This is a genomic window from Halobacillus seohaensis (genome assembly GCF_042663045.1).
In the GTDB taxonomy this organism is placed as follows: Bacteria; Bacillota; Bacilli; order Bacillales; family Halobacillaceae; genus Halobacillus_A; species Halobacillus_A seohaensis.
In genome coordinates, this window is record NZ_JBHSZV010000004.1 from 92898 (window position 1) to 117898 (window position 25001).

A 25001-nucleotide genomic window follows, 5' to 3' on the forward strand; every position below is an offset into this window, starting at 1 on the left:
GAATTTAGTCATTCTTGAAAAAATAAAAAGATACCTACCACAGGTATCTTTTAGTCAATTCTCTTCAGCTTGGTAATGGTCAAAGAGTTGATCAAAGACGACCAACGCATTTGAAAATGGGATATTCAACTCTAAATAATTGCTTAATTCATGATACGATGTCGACTGTTTAGGGAAACTATGGTCCTCAAACATCCATTCCGCAAGCTGTTTTTCATCGTCTGCTTGCTGATTTCCGCGATACCTCATCATATAATGGTAAAATGACCTCATCATCGTTTCCTCCTTCACCCATATCTTTTGTATAGTTTTATCATGTTTACATTGGAGAATCAAAAATAAAAGTTAATCTACTCTTTTATTCATCCATAAGTTCTTGCTGAGCTCTTAACTTTTTTCGATATACTATACGGGATAAAATGATGCTCACTTCGTATAAAATGATAAGCGGCACAGCTACAACAATTTGCAAAATAAAGTCTGGCGGAGAAATCATAGTTCCAACAACAATCAGGACAAAATAAGCATATTTTCTAATTTTTACAAGTAATTCTGGGTTAATAATTCCTAAACTCGTAAGGAACATAATGATTATTGGTATCTCAAATAATATTGCAAAAGGAATCGTTACCCTAAACACAAAACGGAAATATCTTTCTACAGTAAATAATTCATTAAACATGCCTTCATTAAGTGAAAGCAAGAAAGGTAAGATCAACTGAACAAAAACAGTGTATCCGAATGATAATCCTGCTACAAAAAGCAAGAAAATAGCTGGTATGTATCCAAGAGAGACTTTTTTCTCTTTTGACGTTAAGGCTGGCTTAATAAACAACCATAACTGTAAGCATAACATCGGCAATGAAACGATTATCGCGATAATGCTAGCAATGGTAAAATAAATCCAAATGATTTCCCCAGGACTAGTTACACTAAGTTGTATCGGTATGTCCTTTTCAAGAAAACCATAAATATCCCGAATGAATACAAATCCTACTATAAAAAAAACAATAAATGACCCTAAAGACCAGATGATTCTCTTTCTAAGCTCGCTTAGGTGATCAGTTATATTCATTTCCAAATCTTGTTTACTGTTTTTATCTTCTGACATGATCGAAAGTCCCTCCAGGCTAATAATGGTTTGCCTGACATAAAGAAGATGTAAGGGGGTTCCCTTACATCTTCTTTATTTATCTTTTTTGTCTTCATTTTTCGTTGATTGATCATCAGCCATCATATCTCCCGCAGCTTTTTTAAATTCTTTTAAAGAGCTACCAAAAGATCTTCCAATCTCCGGAAGTTTTGCAGGTCCAAAAATAATTAATGCCATGATCAGTATAAGTATAAGGCCGGGCACGCCAATGCTAGATAACAACTCTCAACACCCCATTATTTTTTCTCGTTAGAGCCTTTATCGTCAATGATATCTTTCGCTTCTGTTACATCGTCTTTAGCGTCTCCTGTTAAGTCACGAGCAGATTTTTTAAATTCTCTCAACGTTTCGCCAGTGGCTTTTCCAATTTCAGGAAGTTTCTTCGGTCCAAAAATTACAAGAGCAATCACTAAGATTAAAATCAATCCAGGAATGCCAATACTTGAAAGCATAGATGTCACCTTCCTTCTATATATCGAGTTATTTTTAATTATACTACTAATCATCGTGAATCATAAGGTTCTATTGTAAACGTCACAAAGTTGATATGTTTTTTCAGTAATCTGCGTCTATCATATCACGTTTAGAAACCTATGTCTTTATAGAGTTACGATTTTCTACAGTACTTAAGAGCCTCTTCATAGTCTTCCTTTGTATTCATATTAAAAAAGTGCCAGTATACTGTATTTGAAGGGATTCCTGAAAAGTCTGTCACATAAGTAACACGACACTGCGATAAAAGGGACTGCATCTTTCTTTCCCCTTCACTAAGCAGTCGCTCACAGTCCTCAGCTAAACGCTTATGGTAAATCCCGGATAACGGCTGAATTCTACCGTCATAAACAGGGATAATAGCATCCGTTCCTTCTGTAGTATGTGCCAATAATCGTTGAATCACTTTTGAATCAATAAACGGCGTATCACATGCAGCAACCGCTACATAATCATTTGAAGCATAGTCTAATACAGCATGCAGCCCCGCCAAGGGACCACTATTTTTATAAATATCGTTAATGAATCCAACGCCTGCTTCATTGCGGTTAATAAGAACGGAAGCAACTTCTTCTTTTAACACATTATAAGTCCTTGTTAAGACAGTCTCTGTTCCAACGTACAGGTTGGCTTTATCTGTCCCCATTCGAGTAGAACCCCCACCTGCGAGAATAGCTCCACCAATGGACACTTCCATCGTTATCATAACTTTACTCTATTATATATTCGAAAGTAATAGTCATATGGATTTTTCTCATCTTTCTTCCCCTTTGTTTCTTCGATTAATTGCCAATCAGCTTCTTCGTATTCAGGAAAATAGGTGTCTCCATCAAAAGCATAATCAATATAAGTCATGTACATTCGATCAGCAAACGGTAGCATTTTTTCAAACAAAACACTCCCACCGATGACAAACCACTCTTTATCTGAATACGTTTCATTCAAACGAATGATATCATCGATGGAATGATAAACGTCACAGCCATCGACTTCGTAATCCGGATCAGATGTAATGATAATATGATTACGCTCGGGAAGAGGCTTACCAAATGATTCAAAAGTTTTTCTTCCCATTATAATGGTTTCTCCCCACGTTGTTTCTTTAAAAAATTTAAAGTCACGAGGAATATACCAAGGTAAATCATTGTCTTTTCCAATAAGTTGATTTTTGTCCATCGCAAACACAAAAGAAATCATAACAAAATCACTCCCTTATTTATACTGCCACAGGCGCTTTTATTCCTGGATGTGGATCATATCCTTCTATTTTAATATCTTCCATTTCAAAATCAAACACACTTGTTTTCTCATCGTTAAGCCATAAGGATGGCGCCTGTCTTGGCTCTCTCGCTAACTGTTTATTAATTTGTTCAATATGATTGGAATAAATATGTGCATCACCAAGGGTATGAACGAACTCTCCTACTGCTAGTCCACATTCTTTTGCAATCAAGTGAGTTAGCAGAGCATAGCTTGCGATGTTGAATGGTACGCCTAGGAAAATGTCCGCACTCCTTTGATAAAGTTGACAAGACAGTTTTCCGTCCGCTACATAAAATTGAAACATCATATGGCAGGGAGGCAAAGCCATGTTTGATGGTACATCTTCAGGATTCCAAGCCGTAACAATATGTCGTCTTGAATCAGGATTATGTTTAATACTATCTATTACGTCTTTTAATTGGTCAATTGTTTCCCCACGGGTTGTTTGCCAAGCTCGCCACTGTTTTCCGTACACGGAACCTAAGTCACCGAAACGTTCACTAAATGCATCATCTGTGAGTATTTTTTCTTTGAAAACATTCATTTCTTCGTCATATATTGCCTTGAATGCCTCATCTTGTTGGCTCCGAATACCAAAGTTGGTCATGTCCGGACCACGATACTCTTCACTTTCCACATACGATTGAAAAGCCCACTCATTCCAAATGTTATTGTTATGCTGCAATAGGTATCGAATATTCGTATCCCCTTTAATAAACCAGAGAAGTTCACTAGCAATTAAACGGAATGGGATTCGTTTCGTCGTTAATAAGGGAAATCCTTCTTGCAAATTGAATTTCATTTGATACCCAAAGGTGGAATAAGTCCCGGTACCGGTGCGATCCTCTTTCTTTGTTCCTTGTTCCATCACTTCACGACAAAGGTTTAAATATTTTTTCTCATTATTCATGTTGTCCACCTGCTTTTTTTGAATTTAAGTTACTCTGCCATTCTTGTAAAAACTGTCCTAAGTATTCTTCCATAAACTGATGGCGGATTGCTGCTTCCTGTTTCGCTCGATCCGTGTGGATAAGAGCAGATAATTTTAAAAGTTTATCATAGAAATGTTGAATCGATGTTGCTTCACGATCATCCTCTGTGTGAAGCAGTTGATTTTTCACACCTCCATATGCAAACGTCCGCGCAATACCAATCGCACCAATTGCATCTAGCCTATCAGCATCTTGGACGATCTTACCTTCTAATGTTTCAGGTATAGCTCCTTTGGAAAAAGACACGTTTTTAATAGCGACGGAAATTTCATCAATGATTTCCGCTTCTATGTCTAACGATCTAAGAAATACTTGAAGATCTACAAGAGCTTGTTTCGGTTGAGCAAATAACTTAGCGTCTCCGATATCATGCAGCCACCCAGCCGCTTCCGCCACGAAAGAATTAGCCCCTTCTTCTTTTGCTAAAAAAAACGACCAGTCTGCTACTCTTTTCATATGAAAGAAATCGTGACCTGTCGGATCATTCGCAAACTGCTGATAAACATAACGACTAATTGCCTGAAGTACGTCGTCTTTACTCATAACTCACCTCTAAAATTGAAAAAGATCCATTTGTCTAGGATTTAAGTCTTTATATTTGATTTGTAAAAGTTCTTGCATTTGCTTTGCATTATCCGCTGCATCCCCACCGGAATTATTGTTAAATAAGAGAGTAACTTCTGGTGTTATTTTCTTTAGACGTTCCACTCTTTGTTTCCATTCTACTAATTCTTGTTCATTGTAGCGATACAAAAACCGGACTTTTCTCCAGTCTTTTCTTCCATTTTTATTCCATCCATGAATATTTCTCCCGTGAAAGCGTACCATGGTTTGTGCTGGATGTGTAGGTGCTTCCACAAGAGGTACAGAACCCTCTCCTGCTTGAGGCTCATCACAAATAGTGTGAATCCACTGATGATCTTTCATAAATTGCAATGTTTGATTTTTATACTCTTTCGTAAACCAAGATCGATTCCGAAATTCTAAAGCAAGCGGATAAGGTTCTAGCCAATCTTTAATAAGCCTTAGCTTCTGAATGTGTTCTTTCCTTACATCAAACCAAGGAGGAAATTGAAAAAGTAACGATTGCAATTTACCACTCTCAATAATAGGTTGGATCGATTCTTCATATCTCTTGATAAGATCCTTTGCTTCTTGTACCGTTCTCGTTTGCCGATCATGACCTGTTAACTGTTGGAAGGCTTTAATAACAAAGGAAAAACTTTCCGGTGTTTGACGAAGCCATTTCTTATAGTGGGTAACTGGCTGGATTGCATAAAAAGCGGTATCCACCTCTACTACTGGAAAGTGAGAAGCATAGACGGAAAGCTTTTCATCTGATTTTGTTTGGTCTGGGTAAAGAGTAGCATGATCTCCCCACCCTGTAAGTCCAATACGAATCGTCATTGTCTATCCCCCTCTCCTTCAAATTGTAGCAAAAACACCACCGTTTCACTAAAAAAACATCAAAATAAACCTGTTATCCGACCATCTTCCTTTACATCCATATTTAACGCTGCAGGTTTCTTAGGCAATCCAGGCATCGTCATGACGTCACCCGTGAGCGCCACAATAAATTCTGCACCGACAGAAGCTGTTAATTGACGAACTGTGATTGTAAAACCGTGAGGACGTCCGATTAATGTAGGATCATCAGATAGAGAATATTGAGTTTTAGCCATACAGATAGGTAATTGATCATGACCGTGTTTATTTAATAACATTAGCTGTTTTTTAGCTGTAGAAGTAAATTCCACACGCCCTGCTCCATAAACATTAGTAGCAATTTTAACGATTTTTTCCTCAATGGAATTTTCTAACTCATAAGTGTACTTCATATAACCAGTTTTTGTGGCACAACTTTTAATGACTTTCTTCGCAAGGTCGATTCCACCCTTTCCGCCTTTAGCGAAAACTTCAACTATAGAAACTTCCGCTCCCTGACTGGCGCACCAATTGGTTAAGAATTTAAGTTCCTTTTCAGTGTCTAATGGAAATTGGTTAATCGCAATAACAAAAGGTAAATTAAACTGTACAATTGTCTCCATATGTTTTTTTAAATTGGAAATACCACGTTCGAGCGCATCAACACTCTCCTCATGTAGTTGATTCTTGTTTAGTCCTCCGTGCATTTTTAATGCCCGAATGGTAGCAACAATCACAACTGTATCAGGTTCAAATCCACCGGCCCGTGTTTTTATATTCAAAAATTTCTCAGCACCAAGATCGGCTCCAAACCCCGCTTCAGTCACCACAAAATCCCCTAGTTTCGCAGCTGTTTTTGTAGCGACTAAACTATTACAACCATGAGCAATATTGGCAAAAGGACCTCCGTGAATAATGGCTGGTGTGTTTTCTATCGTTTGAACAAGATTTGGTTTCATTGCATTTTTCAATAATAGAGTCAATGATCCCTCGAACCCGAGCTGTTTTACAGTTACCGGATCTCTCTCATACGTGTACCCAATAAATATACGAGATAACCGTTCTTTTAAGTCTTGAAGATCATTGGCCAAGCATAGAATTGCCATCATTTCTGAAGCTACGGTTATATTAAATCCGTCTTGTCTAGGTACTCCTTTACTAGCACCCCCAAGCCCAACAACCACTTCTCGTAACGACCGATCATTCAAATCTAAAACTCGCTTCCATTCCACTCGACGAGGATCAATATGTAATTCGTTTCCTTGATGAATGTGGTTATCTATGAAAGCAGACAGAGCGTTATTAGCCGTTGTGATTGCATGTAAATCTCCAGTGAAATGTAGGTTAATGTCTTCCATGGGCAGGACTTGTGAGTAACCGCCCCCTGCCGCTCCTCCTTTCACCCCCATCGTTGGTCCTAAAGAAGGTTCTCTTAATGCGATAACAGCCTTCTTATTTAACTGATTTAATGCTTGTCCCAGACCAACAGTTACCGTAGATTTCCCTTCACCAGCAGGGGTCGGATTAATCGAGGTAGTTAAAATAATCTTTCCATTTGGCTCATCTGCTAACTTATCGAGTATTTGTTGTGAGAGTTTCGCTTTATAATGACCATAAGGCTCCCAATCTTGCTCTGTTAGTAATAAATCCTTGGCTATTTCGCTGATAGGCTTCATTTGTGATCCATACGCAATATCAATATCTGAATTCATAGAAAGTCCCCTTTTACGTAGAATTCTATCCTTATTGTAACCTATATCAATGTAGATTTACTGTATATTTATTTTCTCACCACTCAAACTATCTAGTATTGAAAAGAAATAAATTCATTCGTATAATGAGAGGCTGTTGTAATATTGTTAGAAAATTTAACTTAATAACAACACTTGGTAATATAATTAATCAGACAGCCTTTAGCTACAACCTGATTCTCTACATTAATTTAGAAAAGACCATGAAAGTTGAAGAAAGGGGTTAAACGAATGATTGAGGTTTATACAGATGCAGCTACAGCAGGAAATCCTGGTCCAAGTGCAATTGGCGTGTATATTAAAGAAAATAAGAATCACCATAAATTTAGTTCATATTTAGGTACATACTCCAATCATGAAGCTGAGTTTTATGCCGTCATTCATGCTCTAGACTATTGCAAGGAAAATTTTTCTGGAGAGATTCTTTCCATAAGATGTGATTCTCAAATTGTCGTTCAATCAGTGGATCGAGAATTCAGTAAAAATCCAATATTCACTCCACTTCTACAACAAATTTTATCATTGCAGGAAAGCTTCCCCCACGTCTTCTTCAAGTGGATTCCTGATAAAGAAAATAAACACGCGGATCAATTAGCACGGTCAGAACTTAAAAAGAATGAGTAACTTAAACAGCTATTACTCATTCCTTTCCTTGACCATTGTCTTCTGGTTTGATAATCCACGTTCCTCTAATGACTGATAAACTTCTTTTTTAGATGCAATAGTAGGTGAAGAAATATGTTCAAGTACGCTTATGTAAAAACTTGGATCAAATGATTGCTGAAACTTGAGAGTCATTTTAAGAGCTAATATCGTTTTCCACTCTTCTACATTTGTTGAATTCTTACCAAAGTAAATAAAACGGACATCTTGATCAGATAATTTGAAACCCCTGGACCACAAATCTTCCAGAAAGTAGGCTAACGAATCAGTTTGCTTCATAGAATGCTCCTTGTCCCATTTTACTAAAATCGACAGTTTTCGCTAAATTATTTACACCTATTTTATCAAAAAAAACAGCCAGTTGGAATCACTTGGCTGTTGCTGACTCTTCATATAATTTTTTTTTAGAGTTTATAGACTTCTTTGGTGTGCTTGTCATTAGTTGAATAACCGATTGGGCAGGAACAGATCCTACTTTAGCTAAAATCCATACAAGCAGCATTGTGTAAATAGCTACCACTAGAAAAATTAGTAAAATCATCATATGAGCGCCCCTCTAATTGATAATGATTTTCATTTCTAATTAGATTATAACAAATAAAATCATATGAAGCAATACAGACTTGCGAATGTTCAGAACTTTCCTCCAAGTGCACGCTCCTCTGCTGGTAACCGGATCATTAATACAAGTAAGTGCATTATTGGGAAAATTATTGCGGTTACGTAAGCTTGAAATAGTAAAGGAATCACTAATAATTCAAAAAACACAATGATATAGTTTGGATGCTTCACAAATTTATAAGGGCCATAGTCAATCAAAGGTTCATCAGGAATAACTATAATTTTAGTGTTCCACTTGCGCCCTAATGATGTAATGCACCATACTCGTAACCCTTGTAAAATAAGAAATAAGCTAACGAGTAAAGGAGAAAGCCAGAGAATACCATCTCTAACAAGGAACCATTCAAAAAAAACAGCGAAAAAGAACGAAGTGTGAAGAACAATGAATAAAAAGTAGTGGCTACTTTCCACTTCCACTCCCCCATGTTTTAACATCCACTTTTTATTGAAGTGGGCAATAAAAAGTTCGGCAATTCTTTGTCCAACTAGAAAAAGGAACAGCCACATATCAAACCCACTCCAAACCGACGATTTCAGAAGTGAATCCAGGGCCTAAAGAAGTCATAAATGAGCGGCTTCCTTTAGAAGGGAAATTTCTCATTGCTTCATACAGTACATAATGAACAGTAGGTGAAGACATATTACCGTGCTGCCTTAATATTTGCTTCGAATATTTGAACATTTCGCCAGGAACTTCCAAAGTTTCCATGTAAGCATCAATCACTTTTGTGCCTCCTGGATGAGCGATGATAAAGGGAAGCTCCGAAACACTTATTTTATTTTCTATTAAACATTCTTCTATATGACTTTTCCAAAAACTATGGACTAGCTTTGGTATATTCTTTTTAAAAATGACCTCAAAACCAGTATTAACAACCTTCCATCCCATAACTGACTGACTATTTGGTTTTGTTTTTGTGCTTGTACTCGTAACTTTAGGTAAGGAATTATTTCTTGGATGGAGTAACGAGGACTCCTTCCCTACTAAAAATACAGCAGAGGCTCCATCTCCGAATAAAGCAGAACCTACAAAGTTGCTAATACTTGTATCTTTATGCTGAAAGGTCAAGCTACATAGCTCGACACAAACAACTAATACATTACTTTGAGGAGCTCCTCTTAAATAGTCAAATGCTTTAGAGATCCCACTTGTACCTCCTGCACATCCTAGACCAAAAATAGGTGTTCGTTTTACATGTTCATTAAAATTTAACTCATCAATTAAATAAGCATCTATCGTTGGAGTAGAAATCCCTGTAGATGAAATAAAGATGATATGATCCACAGCAGAAGCTTCAATTTCTTGTTGTAAAAATAGATGATTGTTCAAACAATTGCTTACAGCCTGCTTACTATAATGCAAAGCTCGCTCACAATATAGACGATTTACTTCTTCCAAGGAATGTTGATTCTGATACCATTCCAGCGGAAAGGCTAACTGTCTCCTTTCAATTTGAGTATTTTGAAAAATCGGTGACAGTCTTTTTTGCTCAGAAAGTTCCATCGGAAAAATATGTTGGATAAAACTCTGAATCTCATCTTGATCATAATTATAATCAGCTTCATGGATGCCACAAGAGAGAATATATGTCATAAGCCCACCCCTTATCTATTCTTAGAATGGCTTATTACCACAAACTTATCCCTCTATTAGAACTTTCTAAAATCCATAGATAGTCATTCCGCCATCTACAAAAATTGTTTGCCCTGTCATATAGTTTCCTGCATCTGAAGCCAGAAAGATTGCCGCTCCAGTAAGTTCTTCTAGTTTACCAATTCGTTTTAATGGGGTCCTCTCAAGAATCGCTTCCACGTAAGATTCATCTTTTAGTAGTTGTTCCGTTAAAGAAGTTTCAAAATACCAAGGCCCGATTGCATTCACGTTTATTTGATATTTCCCCCATTCTAATGCTAAGTTTTTCGTCATCTGAATTAATGCACTTTTTGTCATTGCATAAACAACTCCGGTCCGAAGAGCAGTATGACCTCCAACGGAAGATATATTAATAATTTTCCCTTTCTCATGCTCTTTCATAAGACTGGCGGCATACTGGGAGAGGAAAAAAGCACTTCTCATATTAGTAGAAATGATCTGTTCCCACTCTTCTTCTGTAACGTTTTCAGCTTCACTACGAATGTTCATCCCCGCATTATTAATCCACACATCTACAGGCCGACTTTCTCTAATATAATCAACTTTTTCTATAATTTCCTGATAATGAGCAACATCAGCTTGTATAATATAAGCTTTTTGACCAAGCGCTTCTATCTCTCCTTTTGTACGAAGTAGATCATCTGAGTTACGTGCAATTATGACAACATCGGATCCCGACTCAGCAAATGATAACGCAATTGCTCGGCCAATTCCTTTCGTTCCTCCTGTAACGACAGTCAGTTGATGATCTAGTCTAAAATTAGGTAAATACATGATAACTCTCCTTTCGTGAAATTTTCAGTCAATTTTGACATTTTTTGTAATTGTTTACATTCTCAGTATATATCGATAAACTACTAATGAACTTACATATTTAGGAGGTAAGAACATGAAAAAGTGGTTAATGATGTTAGGAATAACGAGCATGATCGTAGCTGCAGGTTGTGGCAGCAATACGGAAGAAGACTCAAGCACGAGCGGTGATTCAGACAACAATAATTCTGAAGAGAGTTCAAATGATGAAACTGCTACTAAAAAAGAAATCTTAAATATTCAACAAGAGATGGTCTCCACTTTTCGTCCAGAACAGTCTCAAATAGCTGACTATGAAGCAGCTATTGGAGCAGAGAAACCTGACGAAGAAGCTATTAAAGACGCTGGAGAAGCAGCTAAAAGTGCAGCAGCTAATGCTGCAACTAAGGTTGAACAATTTTCCATCGAAGGAGACCTTTCAAACAAAATTAAAGAACAATACGAGAAAGCTCTCCCCTCTTTACAGGCATATTACGAAGAAGTTGAAACAGCTCTTGATGAAAGCCTAACAGAAGCTGATCTAACGGAAGCTGATAAGAAGTTTGAGGAATTTCAAGACCAAGTTTCTACCATCTACGAAGAAGCTGATCTATTATCTACAAACCTAAAAAGTGAATTCTCATAATAATCTAACGCGTATAACCCAGCTGATCTAAAAAGACAGCTGGGTTCTTTATTAAAACTGGTAAATGCCTTTATATTTAGTCGTTAAATACGATATTAAGTACTCAGGATTCAACCCTTCTCCTGTAACATCTTTTAATATATCTAAAGGCTTTTTCATTTTTCCATACTGGTGAATGTTTGTGGAAAGCCATTGTTTAATTTGATAATAATCTCCTGCTCTAATCGCTTGATCAATGTTAATATGTTGTTTCATAGCGTGTTCAATCTGTGCAGCATACATATAACCTAGCGCATAGGAGGGGAAATAACCAAAATCCCCCCCTGACCAATGAATATCTTGAAGCACACCCTCTGAATCTGTAGGAGGAACGATTCCTAGGTACTGCTCCATTTTCTCATTCCATAATTCAGGAAGGTGACGTACTTCAATCTCCCCCTGAATAAGAGCTTTTTCTAATTCATAACGAATCATAATATGAAGTGGATAGGTTAATTCATCTGCTTCGATTCGAATAAACGAAGGTTTTACTTCGTTAATTGCACGGAAAAAATCATCCAAAGCAACTTGTCTGAAACGGTCAGGAGCGTGCTTTAAAAATAGTGGATAATGAGTTTCCCAAAATGATCGACTTCTTGAAATAAAATTTTCCCAAAACAAGGACTGCGATTCATGAATGCCCATTGAAGTTCCGGTAGCTAAGGGAGTAAATGCTAACTTTGAATCAATATTTTGTTCATAAAGAGCATGCCCTCCCTCATGAATCGTACCAAATACAGCCGTTCGGAAATCTTTCTCATCATATTTCGTTGTTACACGAACGTCATTAATGTTCAAGCCTATAGCGAAAGGGTGAATGGTTTCATCTAATCGGCCCGCTTGAAAGTCATAACCCATCTTCTTTAAAATCTCTTCGCTAAACTGTTTTTGAAGTTCCTTAGGAAAATGCCCTTTTAAAACGGATGGATCAGGCTGACCAGGTGCTTTTTTAATCTCTTCCAACAAATGAGTCAATGACCTGCGAACCTTCGGGAATACCTGATCTAGCTGAGAAACCGTGAGACCAGGTTCGTAGTTATGCAGTAAAGCATCATAAATATGCTCATCATAGCCCCAATATTCAGCAAACTGACGATTATACCGGACTAACTCTTCTAGGTACGGTTGAAAACTTTTAAAATCATTGTTTTGTTTTGCTTCAGCCCATACAAATTCAGATTTCGATTGCAAAGTGACAAATTCTCTGTACAAAGCAGTCGGTATTTTTGTCGTTCGTTTATAGGTTTCTTCCACCTCACTTAACGCCGCGGTTAATACATTATCGTGAGAAGATTTTTTTAATTGATCAATGTAACTCTTTAATTCCTCTGACGTTTGGATTTCATGCACCTTTTGGGCAAGGACACCGAGCACTTCTGATCGGTTTTCCATCCCCTTTTGAGGGGCTTTTGTCCGCATATCCCATGCCATAAGTCCGATAGCTTCTTCATACGAGGATTGTTCCTTAAGTAAATTCCAAAATCTTTGTTCCGTTGTTAGCCTCAAAATAAAGTTCCCCCTCTAAAATTTAGTATTTTCCTATGTAGTTCAAGTTGACTAAATTTATCTCTTTCAAATCTAATTATACCAATAAATTCATTTATTTAGGTGATGAGACGATTATTTTACACATTTAAAAAACTGACATCAAACATCAGTTACTCGTTCTTATCAATGAATATCCCTTCATTTGCTTTGTAATCCGCATAAAATATTTCTTTATAGCTATTGATAGAATTTGCCTTAAGTTGATCGGTTAACCAAGCTTCATCTTTATTAATGAGTCTTAACTTATCCCAAAGTACCTCTCCGTCGATTATAAGAGTCACGGGTAGGATAACAGGCTTAAATGGCAATTCAAGATCCGCCATAGTAGGTGAATCAAATTTCATTTTTTTCAAAACACTTAATTGTCCATCCGTTTCTAAAATTGCGTGTTCTACCTCCCTTATGGAGAATGCATTTTTAACACGTAAAAGATGCTGTAGTTGATTAATATCAAGCTTGTTTTTCTTTAAAACTTCTCTTTGGAGTTTACCCTGGTGAATAACGATGGCAGGTTCTCCTTCTAGAAGTTTCCTGCTGCTTTTAAACTTTTGCGAGATTATTTCTGTCCCGTAAACTAATAGAAACCAAATAAATAATGCATATAAAAGGTGTTGAATTTCAATTTCCTGATCAAAAACTGCACTTCCAACTAATTCCCCCAACAATATTGCTGCAACAAAATCAAAAGGTGTCAGTTGAGAAATTGTTCCCTTCCCCAGGATTTTAGTTATTATAAATAGTCCAAGATAGCCAACAACTAATACAATTGCTATTGAAGCAAAGTTCATCTACCTCACCTACCAATACTGGAGTCAATTCCTAGTTATAATGTGGAAAGCAAGGTGAGTTTATTCAATTTTAAATTAATCACTATCAAAAACCATTATATAGATGAAATCGAAAATCCTTTTTGCAAAACAAATGACCAGATTCCTTTTTATTTTGAAAAGAATCTGGTCAACTTAAATGATTTTAGAAAGATAGCATCAATTATTATCGGCTTAAACCCCTAGTGTAACAGGTTTATATGTTGACCCTAATTCTTCAACAAATATAGTAAATCAAAAGAATTGAAGAGATTTTGTAGAGAAAAATAGCATCAACTGGTCCAATCGTTCAACTATCTTTCTAAGAAAAGGGGACAAATACGGGAAGTTTATTTTTAAGATCGGTGCGACATCTATGGCTAATCTAAAGAACCATTGTTAAAACTGAAAACGTTCCATAAGGAGATACTGGTTTATGAATACAAAGAGGATAATGAAAATAAGTAAAATAATGATATACCATACCTCCATATTAGTCCTTATTAATCCTTTACTCAATAACTTTCTTTTTCGAAATTAATTCATCAACTAACCACTTTATAAAAACTGCCTTCATAATATATATAGGTAATGAATAGATATAGTGCCAATTTTCTAATTTATAAATTCCTATCCAAACAGTTAAAGGTTCGAAAATAAATGTAAAGACTAGTGCCATAACTATATTAGCGATAATAAACCTTTTCCATTCAGGAAAATACTGATATAAGAACATATGAGCAACAACTATTATACCTTGATCAATTGCAACTAATCTAGGCATGATATTTATCAATTGATAGGGATATGACCAAAGGTGTTTTTCTACGCCAAAATCATCTAACATTATAACAAGTATCGTTAACAATGTTCCAAATAATAGTATTTTATTTATTTTTCTTTTATCTACAAATATTCCCCAAATAATCCAAGGAATAAAAAGCACAAATAACAATAACCACCATTGGAAAGTAAACAAATCGTGTGAAATCCAATACTCTAACCGCATATCATAAAGTTGTTGGTGGACATCGCGTATTTCTTCGTAAGTTGGATGTTTTTCTGTCATGTTACCTTTCCTTTTATTCATATTTTTTATATCATCTATTTCATGTCACTTACTCTAACCTCAAAGAAATAAAGATATTATGTTGATCGAACCAGCTAACAGAGGTCTTTTATGGTAAACAGGTAAAATAATACCTATAAGAGACCACCTCATATTCCATCCATTATGTTATGTAATAAACCCTAACTTACTATTTAAATTTTCAATACTAAAAAATATCCCTGATGTATATGGTATTTATTCTTTGTAGGTTTTCGCTGCATCTTTATTCCGTTATAGGTCGATTGTTGAAGACTCGATTTCGAGATTGTGTAGTTATTCCGTCATCGTTAGGAGAAAGAAGGTGGCCGGAACATCAACGAATCTTAGAAGGCGGCACGCATTGAAATAACAGCATGTTCATCCACTGTTTTCATTATGAAGGATTAGCATACACATTGTATTAACCTACGTCTTTAGCAGAACAAGCTTAAGTTTCTTCATAAGTACCCCTTAAATTTATAAGAATTTACGCTATCCTCTCTCGCATAGATGCATACTATTTTCATTATTAACAGATAGTACTAAATATATTGAAATAACGGAGTGAAGTAATGACATTCGCACTTTTATTATTTGTAATATCTTGGATTTTTTATATATTCTTTGCAGATAAAAGCAAAATTCATCGCTTTCTATCGACCATTTATTTTGGTATGATTGTTGCACTAATGAGCGATTTATTTATGCATGTTGTGGAATTATGGAAGTTTGATATTGAGAATAGATCCCAAATTTTTATTGCACGTTGGCTAACTTCTTGGGGGATCTATTTTGTCATCATGTATTTATTCCTACAATGGTTACCAAAAAAACAAACCTTTTGGTCAATGTTCAAATATCTTTTTTATTGGACAACCTTTAGTATTATAGCTGAATGGTTCTTTGTAAAAATGGATTGGTTTATACATATGGAATGGTGGAACTTATTTCATTCGTATTGGGCTGATTGGTTATTATATATAATTTTTTATTTTCATTTTAAATGGATAGAAAAGAAACAGAATAACTAAAGGTACCTGTTAGGCAACTATGCATTTCCTCTACTTCTTCCTTATCCCCCATCACTATGTATCTCAAGTTGACCAAAGTATTCTTTAACAAATATAGTATACCAATAATTGGTTCAGTAACTTTTAATACCAAATGTTTCAGAAAAGATTAAATAACACTCGCTGAACGATCTAATTAACGGTATAAACTGCAGCCGCTTCTTTCTTGGTTGATATCACTATTCAAAGAAAATGGGCATAAGTCAAAATTTGAAAACCCCGACATAACAGTAAAAAGTGCTGTTTTTACGGGGGTGCGAACGTTTGTTCTGTTTTTGTGTTATCCAGATCAAGCCAAGTTATTAAACACAGACATAGACCAAATTTACAGAGCTAAAGAATTACTATACTTTGATCATCATTCTCCTTCTAGATCAGGCATAAGAAGGTCTTTTTTATCAACCTTACACCATGTCTAATGACAGCTCTCTATTTTTCTCATTAACTAATAATAACCCCTCTGGAGGCCCACCAATTAAAAGGGCTTTTCAATGATTTTCATAGACCAAGTAGTTAATTGTGATTTTATGTTAATGTAAATGAGAAGTTTGTGAAGGATTGTTCAACGAAAGGAGCAGTTTAGTTTAGTACGTTTTGATACGAGTATGTAAGTTTCTCTATAAAAGAGGGGGAGATATTCGGTTTTTTAGGACCTAATGGTGCTGGGAAAACAACAACAATCCGTATGATGATCGGATTGTTAAAGACAACTGAGGGTGAAATTTGGGTTAATAATTTGAATGTACATAAGGATACAAAAAAAGTTTAACAAGAAGATATAAAAATAAGAACGCTTGGGCATTAAAAATCCAAGCGTTTTTGTTTGCTATTTGTACTGTTATTTTAGATTTTTCTACGGTATCGGAATTAACTTAATGTGGGGAGTTTCACCTTAATAACTGAGGAGTCATTGATCATTGATTTCTAACTTCCATATAATATAGATAGTGGCTCTACTAATCTTTGTTATTTGTGCAATCTCATTTACAGTCAGGCCCTTATTACGTCTCTCATGAAACAGCTCTTGAGCGTGTTGTAAGCCTCGATTGTTCATTGTGTATCTTACGTCTACTTTGTACACACTTATACCTTGTGGCCACCTGAATGCCTTCTAGCTGCCTTTGTTTATCAAATTCGGCTATCCAAGACAACGTTTGTTATCATCAGCTAATTCTGCCGATACATTTTAATCGTGTACCTAGAGAGATTGTGAAATTCTCGGTCTTCCAAGAACTCTTGAATAGCAAACTTCAATAACATTTTGACCAGATTCTTTTTCAATATTGAAAAAGAATCTGGTCAGCTTGAAATACTTTAGTGAAAAAACACAGATTTTTTTATAGTCTTTGAACCCTTAATATGACAACGTTCTATTTAATATGTTTACCAAAATATTGATAGTAGTCGGTTTTAATAAATCCATTAAACAGCTTGCGTTTTTTCGTTGCCTTCTTACCGTATAAACTTTCAAAGTTTTCATTAGAAGTAAGAATGTACACGCTCCAAGAAGGATCATCTCTCATAATTACACCCAAGTCACGATACATTTCCTCTACTTCTTCCTTATCCCCCATTCGTTCGCCATACGGAGGATTACTGACAATATAACCATTATCTTTTCTAGGTTGGAAGTCTTTCACCTGCATTTGTTTCCATTGAATCAAATCTCCGAGTCCTGCTTCCATTGCATTGTTTTGTGCAATTTCGATCATCTGATGGCTAATGTCTGATCCGGTAATGTCTAAAGGCTGATCATAGTTGGCATGGTCTTCTGCTTCTTGAAAAGCATTGTCCCAATGTGAAGAGTCAATGAAATCCCAGTCCTCTGAAGCAAACTCCCGATTAAATCCTGGGGCAATATTTTGACCAATCAAAGCCGCTTCGATGGCTATCGTACCTGAACCACAAAAAGGATCGACAAACGGTTCATCAGGTCTCCAATTCGTTGTTTGCACTAATGCTGCTGATAGCGTTTCTTTTAATGGCGCCTCCCCTTGACCTACTCGGTACCCTCTCTTGTGCAAGCCGCTTCCCGAAGTATCAATGGTTAATAATACTTCATCTTTGTGAATAGCTACCTCAACACGATAAAATGCACCCGTCTCTTTTAAAATAGAGGCTACTCCATATTTCTTTTTTAATCGTTCTACAATCGCTTTCTTAACGATTGACTGACAATCAGGAACACTATATAGCTTGGATTTCACTGATTTACCAATAACGGGAAATTCCCCTTCCTCGGTAATAAACTGTTCCCACGGAAGAGCTTTCGTTTGTTCAAAAAGTTCATCAAAGCTATAAGCATTGAATTTTCCAACTAATAATTTTACACGATCAGCTGTACGGAGCCATAGATTTGTTCGCGGAATTGCAGATACGGGCGCCTGAAACACTACTCGACCATTTTCAACTTGAATATCTTCATATCCTAAAGCTTTTACCTCACGAGCTACAAACGTCTCAATTCCCATGGCAGCAGTCGCAATTAAAGTAACATTTTGTGTCATCTGATCAACCTCCTATGTATTAAACTAAGGATTCATTCACACCATTACGCATGTGTGTAGTTATACTATTACCTTCATTCAAATAAAAAACCCTTCTAAAAAGCGATCGGCTTTTCAGAAGGGTTTCTTCATCTTGATCAATGACCTTTGAATACTCTGTAAGCCATGTTCTGTTCCATAGTACTGCGAGCGGTGGTCAACCTCGTACTCCGGTGGTAATCATCTATCTTTCACATAATGTGACCCTTTTTCTGGTTGAATTCCCATCCAAAAGTGCCCCTACCTTAATTTGGGTTGCTCGCTCGTGGGGTTTACCTCGTTCCACCTGAAATATTTCTATTTCAGCTACGTCACTGTGGCACTTTCAAAGTAGAAATACCCTATTCCTAAGAACGTAGGTATCTTCCCTGCCGTTAGCTATATAAAGCTACCTTGACTTATGATTTCGTCAAGCACGAACACTACAAACATCTCAGTTTGTGCGAGCATGGACTTTCCTCTGCATGATTAGTCATACAGCGATTACCCGAGTATTCAAATTTTCATCGGTCATTTGCTCGATTAAGCAAGTCTCCATATCATAGCAAAGAATCATGGAGCTGTCACTGGTAAATTAAGGGTTTTTACTCCTCTGCGTACTTCTTACCAAACACTGCTTTTTCTAAATTGGATACTCGTTTTAAAATATCATAGTTCACCTGATGATTTTGAGTATTATTAACCGGTTTTGTACGTTGTGTGGGTGATTCATCACGTGCTGGGTATTTTTTTAAACGGATGTTCTCATTTTGTAATTGTTCAATTTCTTTTGTAAACATTTCATAATCTTGGATAATAAGGTCTAAAAATTCATCTACTTCTTCCTGATTGTAACCTCGCATGGATGTTTTGAAGTCTTTCTCTAAAATGGTTTTCCCATCAAGTTTGTATTTTTCTTCGCTCATATTATCACCTCTGTCAGCACATTACCTATATTTTTTCAAATCTTGGCGGTAATGTCAATTTAATCTTACTTTAAATGTGTTACTGATTCCAATAGTCGGGATCTGTTAGCCTCATATCTTCTACCGTTTCCTCCAGGTCCATAGGTGTTAACGAAAACAATTGATAATCATTCCGCTCTCTATAACGACGAATTAACCTCAGGAAATATTTTGGGGATCCTGGAGTATCTTCATCATATAGGATTAAACAACCTTGCGAATGGTCAATTAAAAATTGATCTTTTGCCTTAAATTGATAAGGACCCTCATATTCTTTTTGATATATCGGCTGATAAAAGTCAGCCTCTTCACATAAAAGTTCGAATTTCTGTTGTAATGCTTCAGGCCACCTTGTATGTTGTTTTAGAAAAGGAGGAGTAATGCCTAAGCAGATATCATATTCTTCTTTTAAGTCTAACACCACTTCAGCCGTCCAAATTTCAACACCCATTTGCCCTGATAAAATAACCCATTCAAGACCTTCATCTAATAATGATATTAATCTTTTTTTTATAGTTTTCTTTATGATTTCTATTTTCGGATCTTCTTCTTTAAAAATTCCCATTTCCATCGGTTTATAACCAGTTACTACAATAGTTTTCATCTTTAATCACTCTCCATCCCCATTGTATGTCAACAAAAGATGGATTACATCCGTTTTTTAAAATGACAAAGAAAAGACTACCCATTTTTTTAGGTAGCCTTATAGTTTAGTTTATTCGTCATCATTTGGTAGATCCTCTGGTGTAAATGAAAATGGAAGCAATTCTTCCATCCTTACTGTTTTAATTTGACCACTTAAATCAGATAAATGAACGGAGAGATCTACATCAAAAAATTCGCTCATTACTTGTCGACATGATCCACAAGGTGGTACTGGTCTCTTTGTATCAGCTACAACAGCCATCTCTTGAAAATCATATTGACCGTCAGCAACAGCTTTAAAAATAGCAACCCTCTCTGCACAGCAAGTTACTGGATATGCAGCATTCTCAATATTACACCCTGTATAAAGTGAACCATCTTTGGTTAGTAAAGCGGCTCCTACCTTAAACTTTGAATATGGTGTATATGCATTACTTCTAATTTGTTTAGCTTCTTCTATCAAGTCTTGTTTATCCATTTAGTTCCCCCCCTTTTAGTGGGATGATAATTATAAAAGAAAAAAAATCAATTGTAAAGCGGTTTCAAGCTAAAAAAACATAGGAACTATAATTTTTGACACAAGTGTCAGAAAAAAGTTTATACTGTATTTATTAAGGTGAACGAAGATGAAAATTATACGGAGGTGCTATACGTATTGAGAAAAATAATCCAGTTTAAAAAGATGGTTTGGCTACTTGTGCTTCTTCTTATTTTTACAGGTATCTTTACATATATTCAGTTACCTAAGCGTGAAATTCCTGAAATTGATGTAAATGTTACATCAATTTCTACAGCATATCCAGGTGCTAACCCACAAGAAATTGAACAGGCTGTAACCAATCCTCTAGAAAATGAATTACTAACAATTCAAGGTATTGATAATGTAACTTCTGCTTCTACTACAGGATTTGCTACGATTACGGCTACATTAGAAAGTAGCGCAGATACAGACAATGTTAACGGACAAATAAGACAAATCATCGCTGATACGTCCCGATCATTCCCTGACCAAGTGCAAGAACCAGAAGTAGACACAGATCTATCCGCATCTTCAGTTGCTGCCTATCACTTATTAGCTGACAGTCAAGCAGAGTTATTTGAGTTAAGAGGGACTATCGATCTTTTTGAAGAACAACTAACATCTATTTCAGGTGTTGAGTCTCTCTTAGTTAAAGGTTTACCTGAGCAGCAAGTGAATTTCAGTTTAGATAATGAACGATTAAAAGAAAACCAATTGACTGCTCCACAATTATTAGATGCCATTAATCAGGAACTTTCTCCTTCAGCCATAGGGACAGAACAAAGGGATTCAACAATCTATCAATTATCTTTTGAAAAATTAAATACTCTCGATGAATTTGAAAACTTAACTGTTTCAACAGATGAAAACGGAGATCCGATAACAGTTGGTGACGTTGGAACTGTAAGTATAGAAAACATTGATGTGGAAGATAGAATTATTTATGAAGGTAAGCAAGCTTTATCCTTAACTATCATTGCTGAAGAGGATGTAAATATCGCTGCCTTGCAAGAAAAGATCAGTGCAAAGATTTCTTCATTAAAACCTGGGCTACCTACAAATATTGAAGTGAAACAGTTTTATACACAAAGTACTGTAATTAATGAAGTCTTTACTAATTTGATTACTTCTTTCGCTATATCACTATTAGCTGTTGTTCTTATAATGGTATTAGGATTACCGATATCTTCTGCTGTTTTAGTAGCTTTCTCCATTCCTGTATCAATAGTCATTGGACTTATTCCACTACCTTATATCGGAGTGGATCTAAATCAAATATCTGTTATTGGGATTATTATTGCGATTGGAATATTAGTCGATGATGCAATCGTCGTGAATGATAACATCCAGAGAAGGTTTCAATTGGGAGACAACGCTCTTGAAGGCACAATAAATGGCGTAATGGAAGTAAGAAAATCGATTGTGACTTCTACGCTAATGATTATTTTCAGTTTTTTCCCGCTCACCTTTATTTCCGGATCAAATGGAGAATTTATTAGAGCCTTACCTAGTGTATTAATTTTTACTGTATTAGCTTCTACATTTATTGCATTAACACTGATCCCAACAGTTCAATACTCAAGAAAAGTAAGAAAGTCTAAGCCATCTGCACAAAAGGTAGGATTGCTAGGGAAATTTTTCAACCAACTAGAGCAAGGGTATGCAGACCGAATTCTGCCCAAAGTTACAAAGAAACCTATTCGAACTGGAGTAATTGGTGTTCTACTCTGTCTTTGTCTATCTCTATTCGTGATGAAAATACCGTTTGAGTTTTTCCCATCTGCTGATCGTCCAGAAGTCACAGTTTCGGTGGAATTTCCTCAAGGTACAACCTTAGAAAATTCTCTGAACCAGTTAGGAGAAATGGAACAATATATTTCCACTAAGGAAGATACAGTGACGGAAACCGCAATCTATGCGGGCGGTGGGTTACCTAATCTTTTTAACGAAACGTTAACACAATCCGGGAAAAATACTGGTCAGTTATTAATACGTGTAGACCGAGATGTAACTAGTGCAACAGCATTTATTAGCAAGTGGGAAGACTCGTTACGAAAAGAATTCCCTGAAGCAGAGATTTTCCTAAATACCATTGTATCTGGTCCTCCCCCCTCACCACCAATTGAACTTAAAATACAAGGTCCAGAAACCGAAGTAATAGTCGACGAAGCTAAGAAGGCTCAAACTCAATTAGAATCCTTAGCTGAAACAGAAATCGTCACTCTCAATATAGGAAGTTTACAACCAGTAGTTCATTACCGTCCTGATCGAGAACGGCTAGCAGAAAGTAATATCTCAATTGCCAGCGTCACTTCTCAGCTTCAACTTGCAAACAGAGGAATCCCATTAGGGACATATGATGACGGCAATAATCGGTTGCCTGTACAACTAATTGTAGATGACGGGGAGCCCGATGGAGTTAACTTAAAAACAGTTACTGTAGGAAGTATGGAAAATACTGATGGACCACCTGACTTTTTAGCCCTTGATGAAGTGATTGAACGGGAGGAAAGCGAACAAATAGGTGTCATACCTCACCTCAACGGGGAGAGAACGATAACAATTGAAGCTTATCCTACCGAAGATGGAGCTGACAATTTTGCTTCGCAAACAACTGATGTTATCGATTCAATTGCTAACGGGTTGCCAGAGGGATATAAAGTAACTGAAGCAGGAGACTCGAATGCTCAAACTGAATTCTTTGTGGAAGTTTCCAAGTTATTTCTGATTGTTTTATTCTTAATTTATATTACGATTGCTTTGCAGTTCAATTCCTTAACCATGCCTTTACTGGTAACAAGCTCTGTATTCATTGCAATAACAGGTGCCATAATCGGACTATTTGTTTCCGGCGAACCTCTTAGCTTTTTAGCTGTATTAGGTATCGTATCGCTATCGGGTATTGTTGTTCGTAATTCTGTTATTCTCATAGAGTTTATCGAGCAAAACAAACAGCGATATAGCTCAACCGTGGAAGGTGTTATTGAAGCTGGACGTGCGCGCATGCGTCCTATTGTATTAACATCTCTTACGTCAATCGCTGCACTTACACCGATTATTTTTACCGGAGATGTGTTATTCAAGCCCTTAGCTATTTCAATTGTATTTGGTCTCATGTTCTCGACCGTACTCACCCTCATTTTAGTTCCGGTATTTTATTTGATATTAGACCGATTAAGAAGTAAGTGGAGAGCAAAGACATGAAAATGAATACACCAGTTACTGATAAATAGTTCAGAATTGAGATGCAAATATTTAAAAATGGAGCCAATTAATTACAAAGCAATTTAATGCTCCATCACAATAGCTTGCGAGCTAAAATTCATAGATGCCAATAAATATTGCAATTCAGGACATAAAACAAGAGTAAATCCTTAAAGGCAAATGTTTTTTGCCCCAATAGGCCGTGTTGATTGAATGGGAGTACCTGTTCGCTTTCCGCTGTAGTATTCAAAATATAGAATGTTTTCCTGTCCTAAATCAACTCTCTTTCAATTTTCCATAAAAATAGTTCAGTAAAGGGGTACAAGATGCGTCTTGTACTCCAGAACTGAACTACTTAAGTTACTAAGAATGTTCTCTTTTATTTACATCATCCAAAATCATATCTAAGACGTAATGGGAAGATTGATGTAACTCCTTAAACCTTTTTTTTTCAACATCTAAATAATAACTGTGTAAAATTAACATTTCCAAGTTCTCAAACGTTGATTGAACTTGATTAGGGTGAACATTGACTCCACGAGCTTTAACAAACTCCTCCGCTTCACTTAACCACTGGTTTGTTAAATCGAACATCGGTCTTGTTTCTTCTTTTACTCTATTAAAAAATTCGAAATCCTTTTTATCAATAGGACCTTCCGTTGTTAAGAACTTTTGATGAAGTTGATCAATTAATTCTTTCATTTCAATCGTTAGTTTACGGACGACCATAAAACACCACACCTTTTTTCCTAACCATACCATTTTTAAAAAGGAACAGGCAAAAATTTATCCTACAGACTTCTTTCTAGAAGACAAAGGAAAATGGCTTCTATATTCTCCTTTTTGATTCCTCTTCACTTCTTTCAATTGTTCTCTAAGTCGAATGACTTCATCTTTTAGTTGGTCGATTTCTTTACGATGCGAGACTGCCATTGTAAAAACAATTTCATCCGCTTTTAATGACAAACGTTTTTCCAGTAAAACAAATTTCTCACGTAACTGATTAAGTTGTTGATCATACGTATTACGGGAAACAACTTGATTTTTTCGCATAGATATCTCCTCCTAATGATAGCTCTTAACACAATATTTCTCTATCCCTTGAATAACTCCTTTAAGGTTGACAAAACTAGAACC

At 36.2% G+C, this 25001-nt stretch carries 29 protein-coding genes, 1 other RNA gene and 1 pseudogene; 5 read left to right on the forward strand and 26 right to left on the reverse strand.

What is annotated here, in order from left to right:
• Window positions 1-54: 54 nt before the first annotated feature.
• The 10 genes from ACFQIC_RS00700 to ACFQIC_RS00745 all read right to left on the reverse strand — a co-directional run bounded on the left by ACFQIC_RS00700 (window position 55) and on the right by ACFQIC_RS00745 (window position 7037).
• Complete coding sequence (locus ACFQIC_RS00700) at window positions 55-273, reverse strand: YozE family protein (protein ID WP_204706292.1); 219 nt, start codon at window positions 271-273, stop codon at window positions 55-57.
• A gap of 85 nt (window positions 274-358) precedes the next feature.
• Window positions 359-1111 (reverse strand): twin-arginine translocase subunit TatC, encoded by a 753-nt coding sequence (gene tatC, locus ACFQIC_RS00705; protein ID WP_204706294.1) that lies wholly within the window; start codon window positions 1109-1111, stop codon window positions 359-361.
• Window positions 1112-1186: 75 nt separating this feature from the next.
• Window positions 1187-1375 (reverse strand): twin-arginine translocase TatA/TatE family subunit, encoded by a 189-nt coding sequence (gene tatA / locus ACFQIC_RS00710; RefSeq protein ID WP_204706296.1) that lies wholly within the window; start codon window positions 1373-1375, stop codon window positions 1187-1189.
• Between the two features lie 14 nt (window positions 1376-1389).
• The gene (locus ACFQIC_RS00715) at window positions 1390-1605 is read right to left on the reverse strand and encodes a twin-arginine translocase TatA/TatE family subunit (protein ID WP_204706298.1); all 216 of its coding nucleotides are present in this window, start codon (window positions 1603-1605) and stop codon (window positions 1390-1392) included.
• Window positions 1606-1760: 155 nt separating this feature from the next.
• Window positions 1761-2351: a molybdenum cofactor guanylyltransferase gene (gene mobA / locus ACFQIC_RS00720; RefSeq protein WP_204706300.1), complete on the reverse strand. Its 591-nt coding sequence runs from the start codon at window positions 2349-2351 to the stop codon at window positions 1761-1763.
• Window positions 2348-2842 carry a dihydrofolate reductase gene (locus ACFQIC_RS00725; RefSeq protein WP_204706302.1) on the reverse strand — a complete coding sequence of 165 codons (495 nt, stop codon included), beginning with the start codon at window positions 2840-2842 and terminating at the stop codon, window positions 2348-2350. The genes mobA and ACFQIC_RS00725 overlap by 4 nt, the downstream gene beginning before the upstream one ends.
• Before the next feature lie 19 nt (window positions 2843-2861).
• Window positions 2862-3818 (reverse strand): thymidylate synthase, encoded by a 957-nt coding sequence (locus ACFQIC_RS00730; protein ID WP_204706304.1) that lies wholly within the window; start codon window positions 3816-3818, stop codon window positions 2862-2864.
• Window positions 3811-4443 (reverse strand): HD domain-containing protein, encoded by a 633-nt coding sequence (locus ACFQIC_RS00735; protein WP_204706306.1) that lies wholly within the window; start codon window positions 4441-4443, stop codon window positions 3811-3813. Before ACFQIC_RS00735 ends, ACFQIC_RS00730 begins: the two co-directional genes overlap by 8 nt.
• Before the next feature lie 9 nt (window positions 4444-4452).
• Window positions 4453-5307, reverse strand: coding sequence for a DUF72 domain-containing protein (locus tag ACFQIC_RS00740; RefSeq protein WP_204706308.1), 855 nt, complete (start codon window positions 5305-5307; stop codon window positions 4453-4455).
• 59 nt (window positions 5308-5366) lie between these two features.
• Complete coding sequence (locus tag ACFQIC_RS00745) at window positions 5367-7037, reverse strand: formate--tetrahydrofolate ligase (RefSeq protein ID WP_204706311.1); 1671 nt, start codon at window positions 7035-7037, stop codon at window positions 5367-5369.
• 270 nt (window positions 7038-7307) lie between these two features.
• Between ACFQIC_RS00745 and ACFQIC_RS00750 the strand changes: the two genes are divergently transcribed.
• Window positions 7308-7700 carry a ribonuclease HI family protein gene (locus ACFQIC_RS00750; RefSeq protein ID WP_204706313.1) on the forward strand — a complete coding sequence of 131 codons (393 nt, stop codon included), beginning with the start codon at window positions 7308-7310 and terminating at the stop codon, window positions 7698-7700.
• 12 nt (window positions 7701-7712) lie between these two features.
• Here the strand turns inward: ACFQIC_RS00750 and ACFQIC_RS00755 are convergent, their stop codons facing one another.
• The 5 genes from ACFQIC_RS00755 to ACFQIC_RS00775 all read right to left on the reverse strand — a co-directional run bounded on the left by ACFQIC_RS00755 (window position 7713) and on the right by ACFQIC_RS00775 (window position 10788).
• A complete protein-coding gene (locus tag ACFQIC_RS00755; protein WP_204706315.1) occupies window positions 7713-8018 on the reverse strand; it encodes a DUF6123 family protein in 306 nt (101 codons plus the stop codon).
• Window positions 8019-8106: 88 nt separating this feature from the next.
• The gene (locus tag ACFQIC_RS00760) at window positions 8107-8283 is read right to left on the reverse strand and encodes a hypothetical protein (RefSeq protein WP_204706317.1); all 177 of its coding nucleotides are present in this window, start codon (window positions 8281-8283) and stop codon (window positions 8107-8109) included.
• Window positions 8284-8372: 89 nt separating this feature from the next.
• Window positions 8373-8867, reverse strand: coding sequence for an isoprenylcysteine carboxyl methyltransferase family protein (locus ACFQIC_RS00765; protein ID WP_204706319.1), 495 nt, complete (start codon window positions 8865-8867; stop codon window positions 8373-8375).
• Window position 8868: 1 nt separating this feature from the next.
• Window positions 8869-9954: a type III polyketide synthase gene (locus tag ACFQIC_RS00770; protein WP_204706321.1), complete on the reverse strand. Its 1086-nt coding sequence runs from the start codon at window positions 9952-9954 to the stop codon at window positions 8869-8871.
• A gap of 66 nt (window positions 9955-10020) precedes the next feature.
• Window positions 10021-10788, reverse strand: coding sequence for an SDR family NAD(P)-dependent oxidoreductase (locus ACFQIC_RS00775; protein ID WP_204706323.1), 768 nt, complete (start codon window positions 10786-10788; stop codon window positions 10021-10023).
• 115 nt (window positions 10789-10903) lie between these two features.
• Here ACFQIC_RS00775 and ACFQIC_RS00780 point away from each other — a divergent pair, with 115 nt between their 5' ends.
• A complete protein-coding gene (locus tag ACFQIC_RS00780; RefSeq protein ID WP_204706326.1) occupies window positions 10904-11452 on the forward strand; it encodes a hypothetical protein in 549 nt (182 codons plus the stop codon).
• 51 nt (window positions 11453-11503) lie between these two features.
• Here the strand turns inward: ACFQIC_RS00780 and ACFQIC_RS00785 are convergent, their stop codons facing one another.
• From ACFQIC_RS00785 to ACFQIC_RS00795, 3 genes are all read right to left on the reverse strand, one after another.
• A complete protein-coding gene (locus tag ACFQIC_RS00785) occupies window positions 11504-12997 on the reverse strand; it encodes a carboxypeptidase M32 (RefSeq protein WP_204706328.1) in 1494 nt (497 codons plus the stop codon).
• A gap of 152 nt (window positions 12998-13149) precedes the next feature.
• Window positions 13150-13827 (reverse strand): DUF421 domain-containing protein, encoded by a 678-nt coding sequence (locus ACFQIC_RS00790; protein ID WP_204706330.1) that lies wholly within the window; start codon window positions 13825-13827, stop codon window positions 13150-13152.
• A 529-nt stretch (window positions 13828-14356) separates the two neighbouring features.
• A complete protein-coding gene (locus tag ACFQIC_RS00795; protein WP_204706332.1) occupies window positions 14357-14914 on the reverse strand; it encodes a CBO0543 family protein in 558 nt (185 codons plus the stop codon).
• A gap of 593 nt (window positions 14915-15507) precedes the next feature.
• On the opposite strand from ACFQIC_RS00795, the gene ACFQIC_RS00800 reads away from it, so the two are divergent.
• Together ACFQIC_RS00800 and ACFQIC_RS00805 are read left to right on the forward strand one after the other, a co-directional pair.
• Window positions 15508-15966 carry a CBO0543 family protein gene (locus ACFQIC_RS00800; RefSeq protein WP_204706334.1) on the forward strand — a complete coding sequence of 153 codons (459 nt, stop codon included), beginning with the start codon at window positions 15508-15510 and terminating at the stop codon, window positions 15964-15966.
• A 655-nt stretch (window positions 15967-16621) separates the two neighbouring features.
• Window positions 16622-16774, forward strand: a pseudogene (locus ACFQIC_RS00805) (ATP-binding cassette domain-containing protein); the annotation flags it as partial.
• Between the two features lie 138 nt (window positions 16775-16912).
• On the opposite strand, the gene ACFQIC_RS00810 reads toward ACFQIC_RS00805, so the two are convergent.
• From ACFQIC_RS00810 to ACFQIC_RS00835, 6 genes are all read right to left on the reverse strand, one after another.
• Window positions 16913-17059 carry a helix-turn-helix domain-containing protein gene (locus ACFQIC_RS00810; protein WP_390216928.1) on the reverse strand — a complete coding sequence of 49 codons (147 nt, stop codon included), beginning with the start codon at window positions 17057-17059 and terminating at the stop codon, window positions 16913-16915.
• Window positions 17060-17375: 316 nt separating this feature from the next.
• Window positions 17376-18512, reverse strand: a complete 1137-nt coding sequence (locus tag ACFQIC_RS00815) for a THUMP domain-containing class I SAM-dependent RNA methyltransferase (RefSeq protein WP_204706338.1) — start codon at window positions 18510-18512, stop codon at window positions 17376-17378.
• A 154-nt stretch (window positions 18513-18666) separates the two neighbouring features.
• Window positions 18667-19046, reverse strand: an RNA gene (gene rnpB / locus ACFQIC_RS00820) — RNase P RNA component class B.
• An 89-nt stretch (window positions 19047-19135) separates the two neighbouring features.
• The gene (gene gpsB / locus ACFQIC_RS00825; protein ID WP_204706340.1) at window positions 19136-19456 is read right to left on the reverse strand and encodes a cell division regulator GpsB; all 321 of its coding nucleotides are present in this window, start codon (window positions 19454-19456) and stop codon (window positions 19136-19138) included.
• A gap of 79 nt (window positions 19457-19535) precedes the next feature.
• A complete protein-coding gene (locus ACFQIC_RS00830; protein WP_204706342.1) occupies window positions 19536-20099 on the reverse strand; it encodes an SLOG family protein in 564 nt (187 codons plus the stop codon).
• A 111-nt stretch (window positions 20100-20210) separates the two neighbouring features.
• Window positions 20211-20618 carry a cytidine deaminase gene (locus tag ACFQIC_RS00835; RefSeq protein ID WP_204706345.1) on the reverse strand — a complete coding sequence of 136 codons (408 nt, stop codon included), beginning with the start codon at window positions 20616-20618 and terminating at the stop codon, window positions 20211-20213.
• A 177-nt stretch (window positions 20619-20795) separates the two neighbouring features.
• Here ACFQIC_RS00835 and ACFQIC_RS00840 point away from each other — a divergent pair, with 177 nt between their 5' ends.
• Window positions 20796-23864 (forward strand): efflux RND transporter permease subunit, encoded by a 3069-nt coding sequence (locus ACFQIC_RS00840; RefSeq protein ID WP_204706347.1) that lies wholly within the window; start codon window positions 20796-20798, stop codon window positions 23862-23864.
• A gap of 363 nt (window positions 23865-24227) precedes the next feature.
• Here ACFQIC_RS00840 and ACFQIC_RS00845 read toward each other — a convergent pair whose 3' ends face one another.
• A complete protein-coding gene (locus ACFQIC_RS00845) occupies window positions 24228-24593 on the reverse strand; it encodes a YppE family protein (RefSeq protein WP_204706349.1) in 366 nt (121 codons plus the stop codon).
• Window positions 24594-24650: 57 nt separating this feature from the next.
• A complete protein-coding gene (locus ACFQIC_RS00850) occupies window positions 24651-24917 on the reverse strand; it encodes a hypothetical protein (RefSeq protein WP_204706351.1) in 267 nt (88 codons plus the stop codon).
• Between the last annotated feature and the right edge of the window lie 84 nt (window positions 24918-25001).